The sequence below is a fragment of the Staphylococcus sp. ACRSN genome (assembly GCF_022346615.1).
GTDB lineage: Bacteria > Bacillota > Bacilli > Staphylococcales > Staphylococcaceae > Staphylococcus.
This window is the reverse complement of the sequence record NZ_JAKRNS010000005.1, coordinates 150720-174010: the sequence shown is the minus strand read 5'-3', so window position 1 is coordinate 174010 and position 23291 is coordinate 150720. Positions and strand designations below refer to the sequence as shown.

The 23291-nt window shown below is 32.9% G+C and carries 23 protein-coding genes and 1 riboswitch; of the genes, 5 read left to right on the top strand and 18 right to left on the bottom strand.

The window, feature by feature from the left end:
• Positions 1 to 3: 3 nt before the first annotated feature.
• Positions 4 to 1305 carry an ABC transporter permease gene (locus tag MHZ36_RS06765; protein WP_239230530.1) on the bottom strand — a complete coding sequence of 434 codons (1302 nt, stop codon included), beginning with the start codon at positions 1303 to 1305 and terminating at the stop codon, positions 4 to 6.
• Between the two features lie 125 nt (positions 1306 to 1430).
• Between MHZ36_RS06765 and MHZ36_RS06760 the strand changes: the two genes are divergently transcribed.
• A complete protein-coding gene (locus MHZ36_RS06760) occupies positions 1431 to 3023 on the top strand; it encodes an ABC transporter ATP-binding protein (protein ID WP_239230528.1) in 1593 nt (530 codons plus the stop codon).
• Between the two features lie 436 nt (positions 3024 to 3459).
• Here MHZ36_RS06760 and gmpC read toward each other — a convergent pair whose 3' ends face one another.
• The 6 genes from gmpC to MHZ36_RS06730 form a co-directional block, all read right to left on the bottom strand.
• On the bottom strand, positions 3460 to 4299 hold the full coding sequence (gene gmpC, locus MHZ36_RS06755) for a dipeptide ABC transporter glycylmethionine-binding lipoprotein (protein ID WP_239230526.1): 840 nt from the start codon (positions 4297 to 4299) through the stop codon (positions 3460 to 3462).
• An 18-nt stretch (positions 4300 to 4317) separates the two neighbouring features.
• Positions 4318 to 4977 (bottom strand): methionine ABC transporter permease, encoded by a 660-nt coding sequence (locus MHZ36_RS06750; RefSeq protein WP_239230524.1) that lies wholly within the window; start codon positions 4975 to 4977, stop codon positions 4318 to 4320.
• A gap of 4 nt (positions 4978 to 4981) precedes the next feature.
• Complete coding sequence (locus tag MHZ36_RS06745; protein WP_239230522.1) at positions 4982 to 6004, bottom strand: methionine ABC transporter ATP-binding protein; 1023 nt, start codon at positions 6002 to 6004, stop codon at positions 4982 to 4984.
• 241 nt (positions 6005 to 6245) lie between these two features.
• Complete coding sequence (locus tag MHZ36_RS06740; protein WP_239230520.1) at positions 6246 to 6548, bottom strand: antibiotic biosynthesis monooxygenase family protein; 303 nt, start codon at positions 6546 to 6548, stop codon at positions 6246 to 6248.
• A 297-nt stretch (positions 6549 to 6845) separates the two neighbouring features.
• A complete protein-coding gene (locus tag MHZ36_RS06735; protein ID WP_239230519.1) occupies positions 6846 to 7292 on the bottom strand; it encodes a DUF3237 domain-containing protein in 447 nt (148 codons plus the stop codon).
• Between the two features lie 15 nt (positions 7293 to 7307).
• Positions 7308 to 7817, bottom strand: a complete 510-nt coding sequence (locus tag MHZ36_RS06730; protein WP_239230517.1) for a phenolic acid decarboxylase — start codon at positions 7815 to 7817, stop codon at positions 7308 to 7310.
• A gap of 98 nt (positions 7818 to 7915) precedes the next feature.
• On the opposite strand from MHZ36_RS06730, the gene MHZ36_RS06725 reads away from it, so the two are divergent.
• Entirely contained in the window at positions 7916 to 8431 is a 516-nt protein-coding gene (locus tag MHZ36_RS06725) for a PadR family transcriptional regulator (protein ID WP_239230515.1), read from the top strand.
• 88 nt (positions 8432 to 8519) lie between these two features.
• Here the strand turns inward: MHZ36_RS06725 and MHZ36_RS06720 are convergent, their stop codons facing one another.
• The 4 genes from MHZ36_RS06720 to MHZ36_RS06705 form a co-directional block, all read right to left on the bottom strand.
• Positions 8520 to 9815, bottom strand: a complete 1296-nt coding sequence (locus tag MHZ36_RS06720) for an LLM class flavin-dependent oxidoreductase (protein WP_239230513.1) — start codon at positions 9813 to 9815, stop codon at positions 8520 to 8522.
• 170 nt (positions 9816 to 9985) lie between these two features.
• Positions 9986 to 11347 carry a gluconate:H+ symporter gene (locus tag MHZ36_RS06715; RefSeq protein WP_239230511.1) on the bottom strand — a complete coding sequence of 454 codons (1362 nt, stop codon included), beginning with the start codon at positions 11345 to 11347 and terminating at the stop codon, positions 9986 to 9988.
• Between the two features lie 15 nt (positions 11348 to 11362).
• On the bottom strand, positions 11363 to 12745 hold the full coding sequence (locus tag MHZ36_RS06710; RefSeq protein ID WP_239230509.1) for a four-carbon acid sugar kinase family protein: 1383 nt from the start codon (positions 12743 to 12745) through the stop codon (positions 11363 to 11365).
• Positions 12746 to 12753: 8 nt separating this feature from the next.
• Complete coding sequence (locus MHZ36_RS06705) at positions 12754 to 13629, bottom strand: NAD(P)-binding domain-containing protein (protein WP_239230507.1); 876 nt, start codon at positions 13627 to 13629, stop codon at positions 12754 to 12756.
• Positions 13630 to 13746: 117 nt separating this feature from the next.
• On the opposite strand from MHZ36_RS06705, the gene MHZ36_RS06700 reads away from it, so the two are divergent.
• The 3 genes from MHZ36_RS06700 (at position 13747) to MHZ36_RS06690 (ending at position 16587) form a co-directional block, all read left to right on the top strand.
• Positions 13747 to 14364 (top strand): GntR family transcriptional regulator, encoded by a 618-nt coding sequence (locus MHZ36_RS06700; RefSeq protein ID WP_239230505.1) that lies wholly within the window; start codon positions 13747 to 13749, stop codon positions 14362 to 14364.
• A gap of 209 nt (positions 14365 to 14573) precedes the next feature.
• Entirely contained in the window at positions 14574 to 15509 is a 936-nt protein-coding gene (locus MHZ36_RS06695; RefSeq protein ID WP_239230503.1) for a VOC family protein, read from the top strand.
• A 16-nt stretch (positions 15510 to 15525) separates the two neighbouring features.
• The gene (locus MHZ36_RS06690) at positions 15526 to 16587 is read left to right on the top strand and encodes an LLM class flavin-dependent oxidoreductase (RefSeq protein WP_239230501.1); all 1062 of its coding nucleotides are present in this window, start codon (positions 15526 to 15528) and stop codon (positions 16585 to 16587) included.
• 88 nt (positions 16588 to 16675) lie between these two features.
• Here MHZ36_RS06690 and nrdG read toward each other — a convergent pair whose 3' ends face one another.
• The 7 genes from nrdG to MHZ36_RS06655 all read right to left on the bottom strand — a co-directional run bounded on the left by nrdG (position 16676) and on the right by MHZ36_RS06655 (position 23048).
• Positions 16676 to 17212, bottom strand: a complete 537-nt coding sequence (nrdG, locus tag MHZ36_RS06685; protein WP_239230499.1) for an anaerobic ribonucleoside-triphosphate reductase activating protein — start codon at positions 17210 to 17212, stop codon at positions 16676 to 16678.
• Positions 17209 to 19059 (bottom strand): anaerobic ribonucleoside-triphosphate reductase, encoded by a 1851-nt coding sequence (gene nrdD, locus MHZ36_RS06680; RefSeq protein WP_239230497.1) that lies wholly within the window; start codon positions 19057 to 19059, stop codon positions 17209 to 17211. The genes nrdG and nrdD overlap by 4 nt, the downstream gene beginning before the upstream one ends.
• A 342-nt stretch (positions 19060 to 19401) precedes the next feature.
• A complete protein-coding gene (locus tag MHZ36_RS06675; protein WP_239230590.1) occupies positions 19402 to 20400 on the bottom strand; it encodes a HesA/MoeB/ThiF family protein in 999 nt (332 codons plus the stop codon).
• Complete coding sequence (locus tag MHZ36_RS06670) at positions 20400 to 21167, bottom strand: thiazole synthase (RefSeq protein ID WP_239230495.1); 768 nt, start codon at positions 21165 to 21167, stop codon at positions 20400 to 20402. Before MHZ36_RS06670 ends, MHZ36_RS06675 begins: the two co-directional genes overlap by 1 nt.
• Position 21168: 1 nt before the next feature.
• On the bottom strand, positions 21169 to 21369 hold the full coding sequence (thiS, locus tag MHZ36_RS06665; protein ID WP_239230493.1) for a sulfur carrier protein ThiS: 201 nt from the start codon (positions 21367 to 21369) through the stop codon (positions 21169 to 21171).
• Complete coding sequence (locus tag MHZ36_RS06660; RefSeq protein WP_239230491.1) at positions 21353 to 22471, bottom strand: NAD(P)/FAD-dependent oxidoreductase; 1119 nt, start codon at positions 22469 to 22471, stop codon at positions 21353 to 21355. Before MHZ36_RS06660 ends, thiS begins: the two co-directional genes overlap by 17 nt.
• Positions 22464 to 23048 (bottom strand): thiamine phosphate synthase, encoded by a 585-nt coding sequence (locus MHZ36_RS06655; protein WP_239230489.1) that lies wholly within the window; start codon positions 23046 to 23048, stop codon positions 22464 to 22466. The genes MHZ36_RS06660 and MHZ36_RS06655 overlap by 8 nt, the downstream gene beginning before the upstream one ends.
• A gap of 74 nt (positions 23049 to 23122) precedes the next feature.
• Positions 23123 to 23232: riboswitch (TPP riboswitch) on the bottom strand.
• Between the last annotated feature and the right edge of the window lie 59 nt (positions 23233 to 23291).

Genomic DNA, 23291 nt, shown 5'->3' with positions numbered 1-23291 from the left:
CAATTACTCCTTTTCTTTAATTTCGCTACGTAATTTCGGATCTATCACAGCATAGAAAATATCAATCATAAGGTTCACAAGTGATATGACTATTGATATATAAACAACGCCACCCATAACAGCTGGAATATCTGGAACAAGTTGTTTTTGAACTATATATCTACCTATACCATTGATATTAAAAACTTGTTCAGTGACAGCTGAGCCACCGAGTAATTCAGCCACAAGTAAACCAATTAAAGTAATAATAGGTATAAGTGCATTTTTCAAAATATGTCTTACTATTACTTGATTTGTTGATAGACCTTTGGCATAGGCTGTCATAACATAGTCATTTCTCATCACTTCTAACACAGAAGAACGCGTCATTCTTGTAATAGAAGCCGTTATCGCTGTACCAATAACTAAAGTTGGTAAGACTAAAGAAAAAGGATTATCTGGCATATATGATGGTGGTAATATATTAAATTTTAAAGAGAAAGTTAATATAAATAGTAAGCCTTGCCAAAAATTGGGTATAGATAAACCAATTAATGCAATTGTCATTAAAACAACATCGATCCAACTATTACGTTTCAATGCACTCACTACACCTATTGGTATAGCAATTATTATTGCGATAAATAAAGCAATTAAAGTTAGCAATAGTGTAATTGGAATTCTTTGCGCCACTGCATGTGTAACTACCTCATTGCCTTTATAAGTTGTACCTAGATCAAATGTAAATACGCCTTTTATCGCATCCCATAATTGAAGTAAATATGAGCTATTTAAATGATGCGTTTCGTTAAATTGCTGAATTTGATCTTTAGTTGCATCTGGCCCTAATATGCTATACGCAGCATCCATTGGGGATAAATATAGAATTGTAAATACAACCGTAATGACACCAACAATAACTATGATTGCCATAATGATTCTCTCAAATATATATCTAACCAGAGGATTCAAGTAAAAACTAAGTACAATAAAAAGTGGGAATGCTAAAATAACTTTTAATATCAGATGATTATTAAACAGTAGTTTTTTATAAAATGAAGTAAAGTCATTCGTTATTTTGCTATCATCATAACGATTTCTTCTATTATAAATATGCTGTGCTTCTTTAGTTAATTGATGCTTTGACTTTTGCTCTTTTAGATATACATATTTTTGTTGTAATGCTTGAACAATTTTTTCAATCTCTAAAGTCTGTTGTTTGCCTACACTGTTATTATCAGAAAATAAATATTTTATAATGGCATATAAAAAAATAGGTAAACTTAATATTGAAAATAAAATACGATACAACAGTTGATTATACAATGAGTTGAATGCCTGACTATATTGATAGATAAATATCCCTCCTTGTAAGTTATACTCGAGTAGATTAGTATGATATATAAAGTATAGATTAAAAACATATATTTGTGAATAGGGAGGATTGCCACATGCCACCATTATTAGATGTTAAAAATTTAGGTGTGACATTCAATCACGGCAATAATGCAATTAATGCAGTCAAAAATGTAAGTTTCAAATTAGATAAGAAGAAAATTTTGGGAATCGTTGGTGAATCAGGTTCTGGTAAAAGTATTACTGCTAAATCAATTATGGGTCTACTGCCAGATTCTCCTGCTCCTGTTATTTCTGGTGAAATTTCATTTAACAATCAAAATTTAACTCAATTTAATAGTAAAGCCTTTCAAAAAATACGCGGTAAAGATATTGCGATGATCTTCCAAGATCCTATATCGTCACTAAATCCTAGAACCACAATCGGTAAACAAATTACAGAAGTTATACTTCAACATAAAAAAATAAATAAACGACAAGCAAAGACAATGGCTTTAGATATTTTACAAAAAGTTGGTATACAGAATATCGAGCGTAATTTTAATGCTTATCCTTATGAATTTTCTGGAGGTATGCGACAACGTGTAATGATTGCTATGGCCCTTGTACTAGAACCACAAATTTTAATTGCAGATGAACCAACCACAGCACTAGATGTTAGCACTCAAAATCAACTACTAGAATTGATGAAAGATTTATATGACTATATCGATACCTCAATTATATTTATTACACACGACTTGGGCGTTGTTTATCAATTTTGCGATGAAATGATTGTGATGAAGCAAGGTGAGGTAGTAGAGTCAGGTTCAGTAGAGAATATTTTTAACAATCCAACATCTGCTTATACACAAAAACTTATAAATTCTGTACCTAATTTACATGCGCCTAAATACCCAAGACAAATTAGCGATGAAATTATTCTAAAATTTGAAAATGTCAGTGTAGAATATCCAATAGGAAATAATGATACATTTACAGCTGTTAATCATATTGATTTAGATATTAAAAAGGGTGAATCATTAGGTATTGTTGGTGAATCAGGTTCAGGAAAGTCTTCATTAGCAAAAACGGTAGTCGGTCTTAATTCCGTTTCAGATGGTTATGTATGGTATAAAGATATTCCTTTAAGTCTATTTAGTTCTAAAGAAATGCAACCATTACGGAAAGATATACAGATGATTTTCCAAGATCCATTTGCTTCTATAAATCCTAGATTTAAAGTTATCGATATTATTGGACGTACATTAAAAATTCATCATCTAGTGTCAAATGAACATACTTTAAAAGAACAAGTAAAAGAACTTCTACAAAAGGTTGATTTAGATGAAACGTTTTTATATCGCTATCCTCATGAACTTTCTGGAGGACAACGTCAGAGAGTTAGCATCGCACGCGCAATTGCCATTAACCCGAAAATAATTGTTTGCGATGAAGCTGTATCTGCATTAGATGTTTCCGTTCAAAAAGAAATCATTCAATTGCTCAAAAGTATTCAAGAAGAAATGGAAATTACTTATATATTCATTACACACGATATGGGTGTTATAAAGGAAATGTGCGACCGCATTGCAGTAATGCAAAATGGTAATATCGTCGAAATTAATGATTCAGAAAGTATCATTGAACATCCTCAAGCTTCATATACACAAAAACTCATATCTGAAGTTCCGACTATTCCTAATTAATTTAAGTAATAATGCTTTTAATCCTGATAATTTATTAAAGTATGATATTTAGTTAAATCTAGCGGCGCATTTCACTGATAAATTATTAGCAAAATACACCTATATAAGCATGCATACATTCATTCCACAATTGTATTATTATAAAACACGATATAGATCCTCTTGTTTTCTATAATTTTATTATAGAATTTTATTGATATATTTTAATATAATGATATAATAAAATCCTCAATACGCAGAGAGAGGAGGACTGTGGATGGATTTCATTATGAATTTCTTCGGTTTTAGATATTATTAATTCAATCATTTTTAATGACTAATGATCAAAAGAGAGCTAATCCAAATGGATTAGCTCTCTTTATTAATATATATTTATGACCATATTCTATAGTTTCAAAAAATAATTACACTATTTTTCTAGACAGTTAACTTTCATTTATTTTTCTAAACTATCCTCAATTTTCTTAATTTCTTTTTTAGATAAGTCTACAGGATATTCTCCCTCTTTTGTATCTTTCTTAAGTGCTTGTTGTGCTTCTTTTGAATGATATAATTTAATGATTTTTTTGTATGTTTTGTCATCTTGTTTATTATCTTTTGTAGCAATAACATTGATATATGGTTTTACTGCATCATTTTTAGAATCTTCTTTATAAATTGGATCTTTTTTCGTATCTAGACCTGCTTTAGTAGCAACACCATTATTGATTACTGATAAGTCTACATCCGATAATGCTCGTGCAGTCTGTTGAGCATCTACCGCCTTAATCTTCAAATGCTTAGGATTGGATTTAATATCTTTGATCGAACCACTTAATCCAAAGTTTTTATCTAATTGAATTAATCCTGCATCTTCCAATAACTTCAACGAACGTGCTTGATTAGATACATCATTTGGTACAATAACTTTTGCACCATTTTTCACTTTTTTGATGTCTTTAATATCATCAGAATAAATACCTAATGGTGCTAATACCGTCGTACTAACAGCTGAAATATCTGCATCTTTATGTGCCTTTTTATATTCATTTAAAAATGCAAAATGTTGAAAGGCATTCATATCAATATCCCCATCACTTAAAGCCTTATTTGGTACGTTATAATCTGAAAATTGTTTGATTTCTAAATCGATGTCTTCATCTTTTGCTAATTCTTTTACTTTTTCCCATGCTTTCGTGTCATTTGATGCGACGCCAACTGTAACTTTTTCCTTACCTCCAGAACATGCAGCTAATATAAATAATGCTGACACAATTAAAAATAATAACTTCTTCATTAATCAATATCCTCCCTATTAATTTCGTCTAATTTTTTTAGATAAGTAATTTCCAAGTGTTTGTATAATTTGCACAATAATGACTAATACAACAACCGTAATAATAATAACTAATGTATCAAAACGTTGATAACCGTATACGAGTGCCAAGTCACCTATACCACCGCCACCAACGGCACCTGCCATTGCAGTAGCTCCGACCAATCCAATGATTGCAGTCGTAATCGCTAATACAAGTGACCCTAATGCTTCTGGTAATAAGAAGTATCTAATAATTTGTACAGGAGAAGCCCCCATTGCTTTAGCCGCTTCAACAATACCTTCATCAACTTCTAGCAATGAATTCTCTACAAGGCGTGCAATATATGGTGCAACGTAAACTGTTAACGGTACAATTGCAGCTGTCGTTCCAATCGAAGTTCCGACCAATAATTTGGTAAATGGCACAATAGAAATTAATAAGATAATAAAAGGTATCGATCTTAATATATTAATAATTGGATTTAAGATTTGATGTACGATTGCGTTTGGCCATATTCCTTTTTTTCGAGTCGCAACTAATAAAATGCCTAATGGTATACCTATAATCGAACCTATGATTAACGAGACTGTAACCATATATAAGGTCTGATATAAAGATTCAAATAACTGTGCGCTATCAATACTCGAACCAAGCATATGACTACACCTCCTCAAATGTTATTGATTTATTTTTAAAATACGATTCAATGGCTTCTTGATTAAAATGTTGATTTGTTTCAAATCTCAACCATAAGTAACAAACTGTGTCATCTTGTATCGTGGACATAGATGAAAACAGCACATTTACTTCTGCTTGATATTGGTTTGTTAATTCATTAATAATTGGTTGTTCTATTTGCTCAGTTTCTAAGAACAATCGATAATCAATATACGCATTATCTTTACGTTGATTAAAAGTATTTTTTAGTGCCTCAGATGGCTCTGTATTAATTACCGTTGAAACAAAGTTTTGTGCTGTGGTCGTTTGTGGATGACTAAACACATCTTTAACATTGCCTATCTCAACAACTTCACCCTTTTCCATAACTGCAACTCTATTACATATTTTTTGAATCACACCCATTTCATGAGTAATAATTAAAATAGTTACACCAAACGTTTCATTAACACGTTTTAGCAAATCTAAAATTGAGCTTGTTGTCGCTGGATCAAGGGCACTCGTTGCCTCATCACACAGTAAAATTTTAGGATTTGTAACTAATGCACGCGCAATTGCGACACGTTGCTTTTGTCCACCTGAAAGTTCATCCGGATATTGATACATCTTATCCGATAAATTGACAAATGCGAGCATTTCTTCAACTTTCTTTTTTATTTCAGCTTTATCGACACCACTTAATATCAATGGCATCGCTATATTTTTATATACTGTACTAGAATTCAACAAATTAAAATGTTGAAAGATCATGCCTATTTCCTTTTTTACGTTTCTCAATTCTTTTTCTTTATATGTATCTAACTCATGTCCGTCAACGATGACCTTACCTTCGCTTACACGTTCCAATTGATTTACCAATCGAACCAATGTACTTTTACCGGCACCGCTATATCCAATTACGCCAAAGATATCGTTCTTATTAACAGTAAATGATATATCTTTCAAAGCGTGGATACGTTCTTTTTTCTTATGAAACACTTTATTTACGTTCTCAAATTCAATCACTGTGTATCCTCCTCACTAATCCTTACCATTTCAATAAGAATAATGAAATTATAGGCTATTATCTTTTAAGCGTCAATATAATTTCTGAATTTATTGAATTTTTAAAAATATTTACGTTCGTAATGTTATATATCAACGCCATTAATAAAAAAACGCCCCAATACACTGATTGGAACGTCGTTAATTTTGTTCTAGTAAACTTTCTCCTGTTACTTCATCTGTTACTAGTACATCTATTAAGTTATGAATTTGCTAAATCTACTTTTTCAAAATGTTCTACAGTAGGAAACGGCTCATAGTAATGATGCAATAATGCTTTCCACTCCTTATACGCCTCAGACTCTCTAAACCCAATTGTATGATCTTCTAGATTCTGCCATTCGACTAGTAATAAATATTTACCTTCTTCTTCTAAGCATTTATTTAGCGTGTGTTGAATGTAACCAGGTATTGCTTCAATTATCTTTGAAGCTTTGCGAAATGTTTCTTCAAAGTTGTCTCGTTTATGCTCTTTTACATTTAATATTGCCGCTTCTAGAATCATTATTATATCCACCTTTAAAATGATTGTCGCTTGCTATTCAGAAATATTCTTCTCACATACCCTATTATATAAATCATTATCAAATTCAAATGCAATCCGTGTTCATTCAACACAAAAAAATAGCAACCTCTAATATGTTATTTAGTAGAGGTTGCCATCCATTACAACTATATATGAATGTGAGATTTGCTTTAGTTCTTATAATATTAAATTCATTTTATTTAGTCATTATTCATGCTTAGTACAAGTTATAATTCTTTTTTATACAAAAATCATAATAGTTTCAACCTAGTCATATCAAACCATATAAATCGTTAATAGAACTTCATCTGTCGTTCTAGTCGCGTAACCGACAAATATTTTTTCCATTAACCATTTATATGATGCATCATAGGTTTCAAAAGTTGGTGTAGTGCGAAAATAATATAATTCGGGATCCACAAATCCACCATGGATTACTGTTTCTTTATAACTTTCCGGTACTGTTCTAATACCATTATTTTCAATATAAATCGTTGCGCCATCAGTTAATCGTATAGCATACCTTGCGGAGAGAGTGCATTTACCATTTGAATCAATCCTTTGACTATCAACGCCTCCTGGTAAGACTTCACCAGAAAAATGGGCAGATTTTACTGTGCCTGAGACGATTGGTATCAATTGTCGTCTACCAACTTGATTATCTTGACCAACTACAATCGGTTTTCCGACATGCATTTTAATTTCAAAAACCTTTTCCATCATCAATAACACTGCTCTCTAGCTATTTAAAATAGCGAATTTACCATCTCTAATATCTTGAGTCATACCGTCGTATGGCGCTTCAGAAACAACTTGTTCATTGTTAATTCCTGGTTGACCCACATAAGTGATGTTAGCGAATTCTGGAACAACATATTTTGGATAAGTATCATATTTCTCTCTTGATGTTTCCATCAAATCGATATAATCATTTTGGTAGCATACTGTGATATCTGGTCGTTCATGTACCCATTTAGGGAAAAATATAACGCCATGCATGATGTTTTGGTCTGGAACGAAATTGAGTGAGACATCTGTGCCTGTTGGCTCTGTCCAAGAAATTTTATAGACACCTGCAATAATTTGAACTATGTCTGCTTGTTGGTTCTTCACCCATCTACCGGCAACCATACCTGAATGGATTCGATAATCGATGGTATTTTCATTTTTTACATACATTTCATATTCCCATCCATTATCATAAGTATAAATCATATGTGATCCTATAAAGTCGTTTAAAGTATTCATTAACATTTCCTCCTTCTAAAACATGTAATTAATTACATGTTTACTTTTACATGATAATCCTATAAACTAATTCTGTCAAAGAACACAGGAGGAACTTTATGAAAAACGTGCTTCAATATACAATTTTAGGATTACTCAATAATCAATCGCTGACCGGATACGAAATTTATAAATCATTCAGTGAAGTCATTGGCGAGATTTGGAATGCTAAGCATAGTCAAATTTATAATGAGCTTAAAAAATTACTAAAGAGTGAACATATTTATATTTCAAATATTGACGAAACGAGTAAAGTGACTAAGAAGGTTTATAGTATTACTGATTTAGGTAAGGAAACTCTATTTCACTGGATTGAAAATGCTGAAGAAGACGAAAGTAATAAAGATCCATTTGCAATAAAAGTTTATTTTTTCGATAGTTTAGAAGATGAAAGTAAACAACAATTGCTTACTCAAAAGAAAGTTGAAAAAGAACAAAAATTAATACATTTGCAAGCAATTTACAATCAATTAGATCCTAAAGCAGACTTACAACATATTCTGATTTTAAAAAAAGCCCTATTAAGAGAACAATCCTATATCGACTGGCTAGACTTTTGTTTAGCTGAAATTTAGACAAGCAAAAATAACGCGCTCACTGCCATAATTAGTGAGCGCGTTATTTATTAGATATCGTTTTCCAAAAAATTATTTCATCTATTTATTAATCGTTTTCCAAACCAAACTTTTCTTTCAACGTACCTGTAACATATTCGGTTTGTGCTAAGCCACGTGCTTGTAAGATTGGTATAACTTTATCAACAAATAATTCTAATTGCGTTGGTAATAGTGGTGGCATAATATTAAAACCATCAGCAGCACCTTGTTCAAACCAATATTGCATTGTATCCGCAATTTGTTCTGGTGTACCGATGACCATAAAGTGTCCTCTTGCACCAGCTATTTTTTTCATTACATCTTCTAATGTTAGATTATGTTCAATCGCTTCTTTTTTAATGAGCTCATATCTACTTTTGATTCCATTACCATCCGAAGATTCTACTTGTTCAAATGGAATTTTTATATCATATTTAGATAAATCAACATCACCTACATATGGAGACAATAATTTCAATCCTTCTTCTGGCAAGATTAAATCTTGTAATTCTTCGTAATTTGCTTTAGCTTCCTCTTCTGTGTCACCAATCACAGGAAATAGTCCAGGCATAATGGAAACATCTGATTGCTTACGACTTTGATTGGTAATCTTATCACGTAAACCATCATTAAATTGCTTTGCTTCATCAGCACTTGTTTGTGCGGTAAAAACAACATCAGCGATACGTGATGCTAAATCTGTACCTGCAGATGAAGAACCTGCTTGAATCAATAATGGGCTACCTTGTGGTGAACGCTCCAAATTAAGTGGCCCTTTCACTTTATAATATTTACCATCATGATTAATAGGTTGTAACTTTGATTGATCTACAAAGACACCACGATTTTTATCTTTAACAAATGTATCTTTTTCCCATGAGTGCCATAACTTATTAGCAACATCGACAAATTCGCCTGCTTGTTCATATCTCAAATCGTGTTCAACATTCACAGTACCATTGAAATTTTGCGCCGTACTGTTGACTGCCGATGTCACAATATTCCATGCTGCACGTCCCCCACTGACATGATCTAAAGAACTAAATGCACGAGCTAGATGAAACGGTTGAGAGTACGTTGTTGAAACAGTTGCTGCTAAACCAATGTCTAATGTTTCTCTAGCTATAATTGTCATTAAAGTGAATGGATCTAAACGGCTCATTAAATCTGGATGTGCATTTTCATCTATATATAATGCATCTGATAAAAATACTAAATCAAATTTTCCACGTTCTGCAATCTTGCTAATATTTACAATATGATCGATATCTACTGGACCTTGTTCTACCGACTTTGGATGACGCCAGCTCGCTAAATGATGCCCATATCCTGCTAAAAAAAGACCTAATTTCATTCTCCCCATTTTGACTCCTCCAAAATTAGTTATTATTCCGATTAATTTAATAGGTAATAAATTACCATTTTCTGAAGATTAAGTCAATGTAGAAATACACTCAAACTTTGCAAAAATTAAAAATCTTTGCGCATCATCTGACTTGTGCACAAAGATTTTTACTATTTTTTATCAAATGATTAGATTACAAAATTTAATACTAAAATCAATCCTAAACCAACAACGGATAGTATGGATTCTAATAATGTCCAGGTTAAAAATGTTTCTTTGATTGTTAATCCGAAGTATTCTTTAAACATCCAAAATCCTGCATCATTAACATGAGAACAAAATATACTTCCTGCTCCAATCGCCAATACCACTAGCGAAAGATTTACATCTGTGGTTTGTAATAGTGGTAAAACAATTCCCACAGATGATATTGCTGCAACCGTAGTAGAACCAAGTGCAGTACGCAATAATGCTGCAGCCAACCATGCAAGTATAAGCGGAGACATCTCACTACCTTTAAATATTTCTGAAATCGTGTCCCCAACACCACCGTCAATTAATATTTGTTTAAAGGTACCACCACCACCAATAATTAGTATTAACATAGCAATTGGCGTTATCGCATTCGTTACGGTATCCATAATTTCTTTCATACTTTGTTGCCTTCTAATTCCCATCGTATAGATGGCAAACAATACTGCAATTAACATCGCAGTGACTGATGTTCCAATAAAGTAAATGAACCCTTCAATACCTTGTGCATGCCCATCTTCATTACCTGTTATTAATTGAACAACTGTAGCAAGTAACATAAGTATAACTGGCGATAAAGCAGTTAATAAGCTAATACCAAAGCTCGGTAGTTCATTGTGTTTCAATGATTTCACTTCACCTACCGCAGCTTGATTCCCCAATCGCTCAAATGCAGTTGGTGCAATTTTCAATGCGATTTTTGGAAAAATACCGCCGACAATTGCTGCTAATGGGACACCGATAATAATGCCATACATTAATACATGTCCAATATTAGCATGAACCGCTTCTGCAATCGCAACTGGTCCTGGATGTGGTGGCAAGAACCCATGTGTCACTGCAATAGATGTACCCATAGGTAAACCTACTTTTAAATTTGATATCTTCATTCTTTTTGCCAGTGTAAATACAAGTGGTACTAACAATACAAAAGCTACTTCTAAAAATAAAGAAATACCAATTATAAATGAAGCAACAATCATTGCCCATGTAACATACTTCTTACCAAAAACGTTGATTAATGTATCTGCAATTCGTGTTGCACCACCACCATCTGATAGCAACTTCCCTAATATAGATCCTAAACCAAATATAATAGCGATGTGCCCTAAAGTATCACCCATGCCTTTTTCAATTGTAGTAACGATTGTATCTAGCCTCATGCCAAGTAAAATACCTGTTACCATGGATGTAATAATTAATGCGATAAATGTATTGAGCTTGAATCCCATTATTAATATCAACAATACGATGACACCAATGACAACTGCAATGAGTGGCCAAATTTCTCCCATCATGTGAACCCCTACTTTCTATTTATCTCTATCTTTAGAATTAATTTGATAAACTTCTGTTAATGTACTTTCCTCACCGATATTTCCCGGGAAAATCACATAAGGCATAGCGCTATATTTTGCTTCTTCTCCAGTCAACCAAACTGGTACACCTTGCGTAATTTGACCTATGACCATTGCTTTCTTGATATTTAATCCCTTCGTTGCAACATCACTAGAAGTAATACCACCCTTAGCAATAATAAAGCGAGGCTGTATCATCAATCCTTGAATAATAGCTACTAACGCATTGGAAATATTAGTCGATATACTTAAGTTATTATTCAAATCTTCAGTTTTAATAACATCCCTCGAAGTATAGATGACAACATCTTCACCTTGTTTAATTAATCTCTCAGCAACTTGAATTTGTTGTTGAATATAATCGTCTAAAGTTGCTTTTGTCACTTGTTTCACATCAAATTCAATACTAGTTAATGACGTATGCGCTAATAAATGTCTTAACTGTGTAGATGTTTTCTTCACATGAGAACCAACGATTATAATGCCACCATTATCGTTGCTACTATATGTATTTAAATTGATTATTTCTCCTGGTGTTTGACAAATCGCCTTAACAAATGATGCAGCTGTTCGAAACATGAATTTTTTGTCATTTTCATTTAAAAATGCAGTTAAACAACTGACAAAGTAATCCATATCTTCATCATTCAATGCATCTACTACAACCGCATCGAAATTGGAAACAGATTCAAACACATGCCATAAAAATGATTGGTCTCGACGTCGTATCGTCTCCAAATCAATGTGATAGACATCTTGTGCGCTAATTTCACCATTACTCTTCTCTTCAATAAAATCTGCCATTGTTACTGATTCGAAACCAAATGTCGTATCTGTAGCAAATTCACTTTGGGCAACAGGTATATAATCATTGCCTTCCTTCAAGTAATGCGTACCATTATATGTGTATCGGTTACCTTCAAAAAATTCAGGCAAATAAAATACTGCATCAAATTGCACATCTGTTGCTTCGCTTAAAACTTTAGGTTCTAAATAGAAGTGTCCACGCAAGGTCGAATCACCCCTACTAATGACGATATATGGATGACCAAGTTTTTGGGAAACAGCTTCAATGTTCTTACTAATTTGTTGATGTAAATCAATCGTCTGTTCATCATTTAATGCTCTAGAATTTGTTAAGATATAGAACATGCCATTCGTTTGTTTAAACCCATCTTCTATTAAATCTTCTGACCATTCTGTATATACTGGCAAGTCCTTAACCGTTTGAGTTCCAGTTGGGTCGTCATCTAATACAATAATTTTGTAGTTAAAATTCTCCAAGTTTTTATCTATATTGTCTTTTACAGTTGCTTGAATTAGTTCATTTGTTAACATTATTTCACCTACATATGATTAATTTTTTCAAAATATTTAATAATACCAGAATGATCATTCATACCATTGCCGTGTGCAACTTCTGATTTATAAATTTCTTTAATTTGATTGGCTATTGGTAATGTAAGACCTACAGTATCTGCTGTCGAAGCTACATTTTTCATATCTTTAAGATTAATATTTAAAGTACCGCCTGGTTGATAATTCTCATTTATCATTTTTGGAAATTTAGCTTCCATAACGCTTGAACCTGCTAGCCCACCTTTAATAGCTTCATGCATACTTTCTAAGTCAATATCGAAGCGTTTAGCTAATACTACTGCCTCTGACAATGCCGCAATATTAGTGTTAACTATAATTTGATTGGCTAATTTAACGACGCTACCTGATCCAACATCCCCCACTCTAATCACTGATACAGCAATAGGTTCCAACACTTGTTGTGTCACTGCTACATCTGCTATATCACAACCGATCATGACAGATAACTCGCCACTGATAGCTAGTGGTTCACCACCACTTACAGGTGCATCTATATATTTGATATGACGTTCCCCAAGCACTTTACTAATTTCTAAAGATTCATTTGGTGTTAATGAACTCGTGTCGATAATTGATTTCACATTACTTACATTCTCTTTCAGCAATGCTGCTTCTCCACTATATAAAACAGACTTAACGATAGCGCCATTAGGTAGTGAAATAATGATATGTTCCACTTCTGCAGCCATTTTTTGTATAGAAACTGCTTTAGCACCTAATTGTGCAACCTCTTCTTCTGCATCTTTATTTAAATCATTCACGTATACTGTGACATTTGCTTTTAATAAATTTTTAACCATGGGTTTGCCCATAATACCTAAACCAATAAATCCTATATTCATAATTGAACACCCTTTCTGAAATCGCTTTCAATAATTAGTGTATACTAAAACAAATAAAATGTATACATTTTAATACATAATTTTTTATAGTACACTATAAATGATGAGGTGAAGCAATTGAATATAAATGAACTATCAGTCTATGAGAAGATTAGAAATGACATTATTTCTGGAGAATTAAGTAAAAATGAAAAAATAACAGAAGCTAAACTAGCTAAGAAATATAACGTTAGTCGTACGCCAATCAGAGAAGCTTTGAAACAGTTAGAATTAGAATATTTTATCAAAAATTCATATATCTTTAGTCCTACTACAGAAGAATATAGACAAATTTTCGAAATGCGTATTATGTTGGAAAGTCATGCGTTGAGAAAAGCTGCAATTGTTTATACTTCGTCTGATTTAGAGGAATTACGTAGTTACACCGAGATAGATATCGATCATGAATCCGAAGATAAAATCATCGATATTAATGATAAGTTTCACCAAAAGATTATGCATGCTACAAATAATCAATTTATTTTAGACACATATCAAAAATACAAAAGTTTTATTTATCTCTTTAGTCAAACTGTAATAAATAAAAGACGTCCTGGTTTAATTGAGGAACATCGTGCCATTGTTGACGCTCTGTTTAATAGAAATATTGAACTCGCAGTTTCATTGTTAGAAGATCACCTAAAAAAAGATTTGGAATTTAGTTTATACTACTTAAATTTCAAAATGCATGATTAATCTTAATTAAGTAGCAACACTAGCTTTGTATATGTGTTGCTGCTTTTTAAATACACCTTTAAACAACGACTGTTGCTTTTTATAAAAACAAGTAGTATATTATATGTACGAAGTATACTTTTTATATCTATTAATGTTTTATATCTATAAATTATGGCTATTAGCAAGTAAATAATTATTAACTGTCAATTTATTAGGGGGTTCTTCAAATGCACGTAACAGGTCATCATCATATTTCAATGTATACAAAAAATGCACAAATCAATAAAAATTTTTATACTCAAGTTCTCGGATTACGTTTAGTTGAAAAGTCTGTGAATCAAGATAATCCAACAATGTATCATTTATTCTTTGGTGATGAGCTAGGCGCACCAGGAACATTATTAAGTTTTTTTGAAATACCCAATATCGGACAGAACCGTCCAGGTACAGACTCCATTTATCGACTATCACTACTTGTACCTAATGTGGATGCTTTAGATTTCTACAAAACACGTTTCGAGGAAAATGACGTACAATGGGAACCTATTACTTATTTATCTCAACCCGCAATTAATTTTAAAGATCCAGACGGATTAAATTTATTACTTTTAGTAAATAACGATTACAAAATCCCATCAATTTGGCGTAAAAATCCATATACTGATATACCTATGCAACACCAAATTCTTGGCATGGGACCAGTCGAATTAAGAGTGAGAGATAGTAAACCTACAATAGAATTTTTAAAAAATGATTTAAATTACCAACATAGAACAATAGACAATGATGAACACACAACTGTAATGACATTAGATAGCGATGGACTATACACTGATTTTGTTGTTATAGAACAACAAGGTGAGCGCGCTCGCCCTGGCCAAGGCTACGTGCATCATATTGCTGTAACTACACCTCAAGATGAAGATTTAAATGCTGTACTATCAACAATCAACCGTTATTCAAAGCCTAATTCTGGTATCATTGATCGCTATTTCTTTAAATCATTATACTTTAGACAAAATCGGATTCTTTTTGAATTTGCTACCGAACAACCTGGATTCACAGTAGATACTGCGCCAGAGCATTTGGGCGAAAATCTTAATCTTCCAGACTTTATGGAAGACAGACGTGACGAAATAGAAAGAAATTTACACGATTTATAACAAGGAGGTAATTAAATTGGCACGACTAGATATAAATAAAAACACACCACTTGAATTTGGAATTTATTCATTAGGAGATCATTTATTAAATCCACACAATGGTAAAAAAGTAAGCTATGAACAACGTATTCAAGAATTAATTGAAGCAAGTAAATTGGCTGATCAAGCTGGGTTGGATGTTTTTGCTGTCGGAGAAAGTCACCAAGAACATTTCACTACACAAGCACATAGTGTTGTGTTAGGTGCGATTACCCAAGCCACTAAAAATATAAAAATTTCTAGCTCCTCTTCTATTATTAGTGCGGCTGATCCAGTGAGAGTCTTTGAGGATTTTGCAACACTTGATTTAATTTCACATGGTCGTGCAGAAATCGTAGCAGGCCGTGCTTCACGTACAGGGTTATTTGAATTATTTGGTTTAGATATAAATGATTATGATGCACTATATGAAGAAAAATTAGATTTATTACGTAAATTAAATGAATCTGAACGTATCACATGGTCTGGGAAATTCAGATCTGATTTAAATAATATAAAAATATTCCCACGACCTGTAGACAATTCACTTCCTATATGGCGTGCAGTTGGTGGGGGACAAGAAAGTGCAATTAAAGCTGGTAAACAAGGAATTCCCATGATGATTACAACATTGGGTGGACCTGCTAATATGTTTAAAGATTCTATTGATGCCTATAGAACTTCAGCTCAAGAAAGTGGATACGACATTTCACCATCAAAAATGCCGGTTGCTACAGCGAGCTTATTATATACAGCGGACACATCACAAGCAGCACTAAATGAATACTATCCACATCTCAATGTTGGTTTTTCATTCATCCGTGGACAAGGCTATCCTAAAGACCAATTTGAACATGCTACTGATTATCGAGATGCATTAATGGTAGGAAGCCCTCAACAAATAGTCGAAAAAATACTCTATCAACATGAACTTTATCAACATCAACGCTTTATGGCACAAATTGATTTTGGTGGCGTGCCTTTTGATAAAATTATGAAAAACATTGAATTAATTGGCGATAAAATCATACCTGAAGTAAAAAAACATTTAAAAAAATAGTAATCTATATCACATATTAGGTTATAAAATAAGCCCCTAAATGAATTTTCCAAATTCATTTAGGGGCTATTTTTAATATGTACTTAACCTATGTCGCAATATATTCACACAAGCATGCCTGTTGCAATGATGCTTGCACATTAATAATCCTCTGATTAAGCGATCCTTTATAAGGTAAATTTGATCGATACAAATGTGACATAAAAGGCCCATCTACAAGTACGTCAATCAACTCTAAAAATGCACGTCTTTCCGTATTTTCATGTGCCAAATATTCAAATAAAAATCCACTCCATACCCATATAGATTTACCATTACCAAATCTTTCTCTAAATGCACGTGCACACTTCAATGTAATATCTAAATTACAAAATGGCTCTCCACCTAATATACTTAATCCATCAATATAATCTGGTGCGCAATTATCCAATATTTCTTCCAATACATCATTATTAAATTGCTCACCATATCTAAAATTTTGTGCTGCTTTGTTATAACATCCCTTACAATCAAAGGGACACCCTGAGACATAAACACTACATCTCACACCTTCTCCATCAACAAAACTTTGTGATTCAATTCTAGCTATATAACCTTGCCCATGGATTAAGTTAAGTATTTTCATACTGTTTTATCTTTCAAGTGTTTTACACGTGCACATATTTCTTTATGTCGACCTTTAATCGTAGGACGTTGTACAGGATTGCCCAAATAACCACATGTCCGTTTAACAACATCCACAGTTTTTGGATTATCATTACCACAATCCGGACATTGATAGCCGGTTTCTGTCGTTTTAAAATCACCTTTAAAGTCACACTCATGACAATGATCAATTGGAATATTCGTACCTAAATAACTCACCTTGTCATATGCGTAATCCCAAACTGATTCTAATGCCTTTATATTATGATTTAATTTTGGATATTCACAATAATGTATGTAACCACCACTTGCATACACCGGATAATCTTTTTCAAAATCTATTTTTTCAAAAGGACTCACATCCTTTCTTACATCATAGTGGAATGAATTTGTATAATAACCTTTATCTGTAATATCTGGGATTTCGCCAAACGCTTCTTGATCGAGTCTACAAAATCTATCTGTAAGTGATTCACTTGGCGTGCTATAAATACTGAACCATATATCGTATATTTCAGTCCATTTCAGTTGATACTCTTTCATAGCCTTTAATACATCTAATGTAAATGCTTTTGCCTTTGATTTTGTTTCCCAGTTAGGACCATAAAACACCGTAGCTGCTTCATATAAACCGATATATCCTATCGATAAAGTTGCTCTTTTATTTTTAAATATTGAAAATACCTCATCTTCATCTGTCAGTTTATATTTAAAGGCTCCATTTTTATATAAAATTGGTGCATTATCAGGTGTAGCTTGTTTGATTCTGTCAATGCGATAGACCAATGCGTCATGCATAATTTGCATACGTTCATGAAATAATTTCCAGAATAACTCAATATCTCCTTTAGATTCAATCGCGATACGTGGCACATTTAAAGTTACAACACCTAAATTACAACGTCCGTTGTTTTCAAAATTCCCATTTTCATCTTTCCATGCCGGTAAAAATGAGCGACAACCCATCGGCGCTTTAAAATCTCCGAGTAGTTCAATTGTTTTATCATAGTTTAAAATGTCTGGATACATGCGTTTTGTAGAACATTCTAACGCCAATTGTTTAATGTCGTAATTTGGATCTTGTTGTTCTAAATTTACACCCTTTTTTATAGAAAAAACTAATTTGGGAAAAATTGCCGTTATTCTATTTTTACCTAAACCTTTGATTCTTGTTTTTAAAATAGCCTGTTGAATTTTACGACTATAACAATCTGTTCCCAAACCAAATCCCAATGTTACAAAAGGTGTTTGACCATTTGATGTATATAATGTATTAATTTCATATTCTAAACTTTCAATCGCATCATTAATATCACGTGTAATTTGTTCATCAATATATGCATCTATAGATGCTGTTGAAACAACCTTTTCAGCAGTTTTACGATGCTTTTGCTCGTTAAAAGTAACATAACTACTCAACAATTCATCAACACGATCGATTGTACATCCACCATATTGACTACTCGATACATTAGCAATAATTTGTACCAATTGTGCTGACGCAGTCTGTATTGATTTAGGTGAGGTCACCGTTGCATTTCCAATTTGGAAACCTTCTGCTAACATTTTTTTGGCATCGATTAAGCAACAATTTGTTAGTGGCTGAAATGGATGATAATCTAAATCATGAAAATGTATTTCCCCTTTTTTATGTGCATTGGCAACATTTTCAGGCAAAAGATAGTTTAATGCATAAGATTTAGAAACGACACCCGCCGTTAAATCTCTCATAGTTGAAAATGTGGCACTATCTTTATTTGCGTTTTCATTAACGACCGTCGGGTCCTTTGTTATTAAGCGTTTTAAATCTAGTTCAAGTTTATTCATTTTATCCCCTCTCAATTCTATATATTGTGTTTATTTTAAATATAAAATACTATATATAGTGTTATCAAATGAGATTGAGGTTGTTAACAAATTTGCCAAATCTTTTTGAACTATTATTGAACTTTAGTTGCAACTTAAAATTATTAATTAAGACAAAAATAAAAAGCCTAACATACCTATAAAATTAAATTAATTGCCTTTAATCTCAAATGGATGAAATTGGACAATCATTCTACTTCCCTTCATCTTAGTGGTCACGATGAAGGGAAGTCATAATTTATTAGATCGTTTAGCTTTTAAAAATCACAATTATTAAAGTTTATTTTTACCGATTTTTATTAATTATTTTAAACTTTTGTTTAACGTTTCATAAAGTGTATATGCATCCAGTTCATCTTCTATACCATAGACATTCATCCTGCCATCTTTAAACAATGTCATATCATATCCTTTGTATGTCATTAATTTAGCAAAAGCATTGGTTTTAACAACTTTAGTTGGAAGTATATCCACATGATCAAAAATCATTGCGTTGAACCTCAATAAAAATGTATACCCACACTGTTTCTCAACTTTATTCGTACTTTTTTTATTCAAGTATTCATAGTCTTGACGGGCACAGACTTGGCATTGCGGTTGCTTTAACACATCGATATTCATCGTTTTGAACGTTAACGTAAAGCTATCTATTGTAATCATTTTTTTTGAAAATCCATGCCCTGATAGCCATCTTAATAATTCTGAAACTTCCATACTAGCAACTTGATATATCACTGTCGGCAAGACACCATTAATCGCACAACTTTCACCTGTTTGGGGCATCGTTTCCAACATGCATTTAAAACATGGACCTTTATAGTCTATACCATATACTGAGCCTTTACTGCCAACTGCCGCCCCATATATCCATGGTATGTGTTGTTTGTGACAAGCTTCATTGATTAGATATCGCATAGCAAAATTATCCATACCATCCAAAATGATATCTGGTTGATATGACTTCAAAAGCGCTTCAATATTATTATTCGTTATTTCTTGATATAAGCCAGTAATATGCACATCGCTATTAATTTTTTGAAGTTTCTTTTTTAGTGCAACAACTTTAGGAAGTAATTGTGCTGCATCCGCTTCATCAAAGACGGCTTGCCTATGTAAGTTAGATAGTTCAACAACATCCATATCCACTACGGTTAGACTTCCCGCCCCCATTCGAGTTAATATTTCTGCACAATGACTCCCCAACGCGCCAGCTCCAAATATCATTATATGTGTATCTTGAAGTCGGCTTTGACCTATTTCACCAAATGGCTTATACATCGCTTGACGTTGGTATTTATTCATCATAAGAATCCAATACCTTCTGTTGGGCTTGATGCTTGCGCAGTATATTTCACAGGAATTCTTCCAGCTTCAAAGCTTAGTCTTCCCGCATGAATACCTAACTTCATTGCTTCAGCCATTTTAACTGGCTCTTTTGCACTAGATATTGCAGTATTTAATAGTATCGCATCTGCACCAAGTTCCATAGCATAACAAGCATCTTTAGGAGAACCTATACCAGCATCAACGATCACTGGCACATTACTTCTTTCTATAATATATCTTAGATTCAAAGGATTATTTATACCTCGACCTGTTCCAATAGGGGAGGCTAAAGGCATAATTGCATGTACACCTAGTGTTTCTAAACGCTTAGCTAATACAACATCATTCGAAATATATGGGCAAACTGTATAACCTTTTTCTAATAAAATTTTACACGCTTCATACGTTTCTATTGGGTCAGGTAATAATGTTTCTTCATCTCCAATTACTTCTACTTTAATCATGTCGCATACACCAGCATGGTTTGCAATCTCGGCAATTCTCACAGCTTCTTTAGCAGTCTTAGCACCAGCTGTATTAGGAAATGTAACAAAATTAGCTAAATCAACTTTTGCCAAAGGATTCGGTAAATCCTTGTCATAAAGATTCATACGACGCACTGCAAAAGTTAATACTTCTGTTTCTGATGCTTGAATCGCTTGTTGTTGAATATTTTCATTTTCAAATTTTCCAGTACCTAATAATAATCTAGAATTTAATTTAAATTTACCTATTTCAATCATTTTATCCGCCTCCTACAAATTCTAACAACTCTAAACAGTCTTGATCTCTAACTACTTGAATATGAAATTGTTGACGCTGTACCAATACTTCATTATGTTCGACAATGACACGATTTTCGTCCAATCCTATTTCACTGATAAGTTCTTGTATATTTAATTCTTTAGCAAATTTGAAATGATCACCATTAATAATACATTGCATCGATAGCACTCCTCTCAATTTTAAAATCCGATAAAATATCTGGTCTTTTACCTTTCACAATCCATTCACTCATCAAAGCACCAATGTAGGGTGATAATAAGATGCCATTACGGTAATGACCAGTAATAACAAACAAACCTTTATCTACTTCATCCATAACAGGATGTTCGTCTTTACAGTAAGGTCGAACACCTGACCACTTATGTATCAAACGACTTTCTTCTAATTTCGGTATATATTTAATCGCTTGTTGAACAAGCCAATCTTGACCACTTTTAGACACACCTACTGAAAAATCATCAAAATAACTCGTAGCACCAATCATAAACCGCTGCTTCATTTTGGGTATGATATAACATCCATTTGTGATAAACAATGTATTATCCATAGCTAAATTTGGATGTTCAACGAGTAGTGCTTCTCCTTTAACACCCGTAACCTGATGCATTTCCAATTTAGAAGACAGTAATTTACTACTCCATGCACCACCGGCAACTAGTACTTTTTTTCCATAAATTGAACTTTCTTGAGTGCTTACCTTATATCCTTGTGAAATGGAATCAATACTAGTAACCTCGGTCTTGTAATAACGTTGAACTTTCCGCTGTGTTATTGATTGAAGCAATGCTTTCGTATAACGATTCGCATTAACTTGATAGTCATCTGGTATATGCAATGCATCTCGGCCATTGATGTCAACATTGCCATTGGTTAACGTTGACACCCTGTGCTCTGATAATAGTGCTATCGCATCATTATATTTTTTCAAAAACTGATACTGTTCGCGAATTTGAGCCGCTTCACTAGCTGTTGCATTAACCTTAATCAAACCACTTTTTAAATATTCGATATCTATAGCTACTTCATCTAATAATTGTTCTGACAAATCAGGAAACATAAGTTGAGATTTACGTGCAATATGAAATAAGCTAGAATCTTTAATAAATTCATTTTGTGCGCCTAACATACCACCAGCCTTATATGAGGCATGCATACCAGGTATGTCTCGGTCAATAACTGCAATGCGCATATCATATTCACTCAAAGCCCTTGCAACTGACATTCCCATTACCCCAGAACCAATAATTACAACATCATACATAAGACTTCCATACCTCCTTTAGTCGCTCTAAAAATGGGACGCTATTTTTTTCAAATAGTGAAATACCCGCTATACCCTTAAATCCAGATGGTAAGTCACTCATAGTACGGTGATTAATACCTCCTAAAGCGACAACTGGAATTGAATATTGTAATGCCGCTTCAATTTCGTTTGCTGTTCTCGGTAAACAATTGGGTTTAGAATTTGTTTCAAATATATGACTAAACAACACAAAATCTAAATTTCGTCGCTCTGCCTCAGCGATTGCATCACTTGTATGTGTAGATTTACTCACTTGTATATGCGGAAATCGCTGTTTGATAAATAAATCTTGATTATTCAATGCTTTAAAATGAATTGCAGTTAATTCACAACGCATTAATACGTCTATATTTTCATGAATAATGATTTTTTTCTTTGGGAAATGATATTGCACTAATAAATTAATCCAATTCACCAATTCGTCTGAAGTCATTGGTGTACGAACAATTAAATAATCAATATGTGATTCAATTGCAAGATAGTGCATAATATCTTTTTTTGATAGATATTTATTTTTAGTTATTGCTACAAACACGATGCTCACCTCGATAAAATAAAAAAACGTTATTTTTCTGTGTAGAAAAATAACGTTGAATGAACGGATATCAATTGTTTATAACGCCACTTTCCTACGCCAGTATAAACTGGATCAGGTTCAAGGAATCCCTCCGTCACTACATCGGTCTCAGCCTTTAATAAAGGCACTTCCAGTGGTTACTATGAAATTTTAATATTTATTGTTGCTTGTCTGATTTAGTAAATAATTATTTTAAACTTA

What these genes read in the sequence shown, in the direction of transcription:
- MHZ36_RS06715 (WP_239230511.1), bottom strand. Translation starts at nt 11,347, where the DNA reads ATGATGGGAGAAATTTGGCCACTCATTGCAGTTGTCATTGGTGTCATC.
- MHZ36_RS06705 (WP_239230507.1), bottom strand. Translation starts at nt 13,629, where the DNA reads ATGAATATAGGATTTATTGGTTTAGGTATTATGGGCAAACCCATGGTT.
- nrdD (WP_239230497.1), bottom strand. Translation starts at nt 19,059, where the DNA reads ATGAATAAACTTGAACTAGATTTAAAACGCTTAATAACAAAGGACCCG.
- MHZ36_RS06740 (WP_239230520.1), bottom strand. Translation starts at nt 6,548, where the DNA reads ATGATTCTAGAAGCGGCAATATTAAATGTAAAAGAGCATAAACGAGAC.
- MHZ36_RS06720 (WP_239230513.1), bottom strand. Translation starts at nt 9,815, where the DNA reads ATGGGGAGAATGAAATTAGGTCTTTTTTTAGCAGGATATGGGCATCAT.
- nrdG (WP_239230499.1), bottom strand. Translation starts at nt 17,212, where the DNA reads ATGAAAATACTTAACTTAATCCATGGGCAAGGTTATATAGCTAGAATT.
- thiS (WP_239230493.1), bottom strand. Translation starts at nt 21,369, where the DNA reads ATGCAATGTATTATTAATGGTGATCATTTCAAATTTGCTAAAGAATTA.
- MHZ36_RS06710 (WP_239230509.1), bottom strand. Translation starts at nt 12,745, where the DNA reads ATGTTAACAAATGAACTAATTCAAGCAACTGTAAAAGACAATATAGAT.
- MHZ36_RS06760 (WP_239230528.1), top strand. Translation starts at nt 1,431, where the DNA reads ATGCCACCATTATTAGATGTTAAAAATTTAGGTGTGACATTCAATCAC.
- MHZ36_RS06670 (WP_239230495.1), bottom strand. Translation starts at nt 21,167, where the DNA reads ATGATTGAAATAGGTAAATTTAAATTAAATTCTAGATTATTATTAGGT.
- MHZ36_RS06695 (WP_239230503.1), top strand. Translation starts at nt 14,574, where the DNA reads ATGCACGTAACAGGTCATCATCATATTTCAATGTATACAAAAAATGCA.
- MHZ36_RS06735 (WP_239230519.1), bottom strand. Translation starts at nt 7,292, where the DNA reads ATGATGGAAAAGGTTTTTGAAATTAAAATGCATGTCGGAAAACCGATT.
- MHZ36_RS06725 (WP_239230515.1), top strand. Translation starts at nt 7,916, where the DNA reads ATGAAAAACGTGCTTCAATATACAATTTTAGGATTACTCAATAATCAA.
- MHZ36_RS06750 (WP_239230524.1), bottom strand. Translation starts at nt 4,977, where the DNA reads ATGCTTGGTTCGAGTATTGATAGCGCACAGTTATTTGAATCTTTATAT.
- gmpC (WP_239230526.1), bottom strand. Translation starts at nt 4,299, where the DNA reads ATGAAGAAGTTATTATTTTTAATTGTGTCAGCATTATTTATATTAGCT.
- MHZ36_RS06660 (WP_239230491.1), bottom strand. Translation starts at nt 22,471, where the DNA reads ATGTATGATGTTGTAATTATTGGTTCTGGGGTAATGGGAATGTCAGTT.
- MHZ36_RS06675 (WP_239230590.1), bottom strand. Translation starts at nt 20,400, where the DNA reads ATGAATAAATACCAACGTCAAGCGATGTATAAGCCATTTGGTGAAATA.
- MHZ36_RS06730 (WP_239230517.1), bottom strand. Translation starts at nt 7,817, where the DNA reads ATGAATACTTTAAACGACTTTATAGGATCACATATGATTTATACTTAT.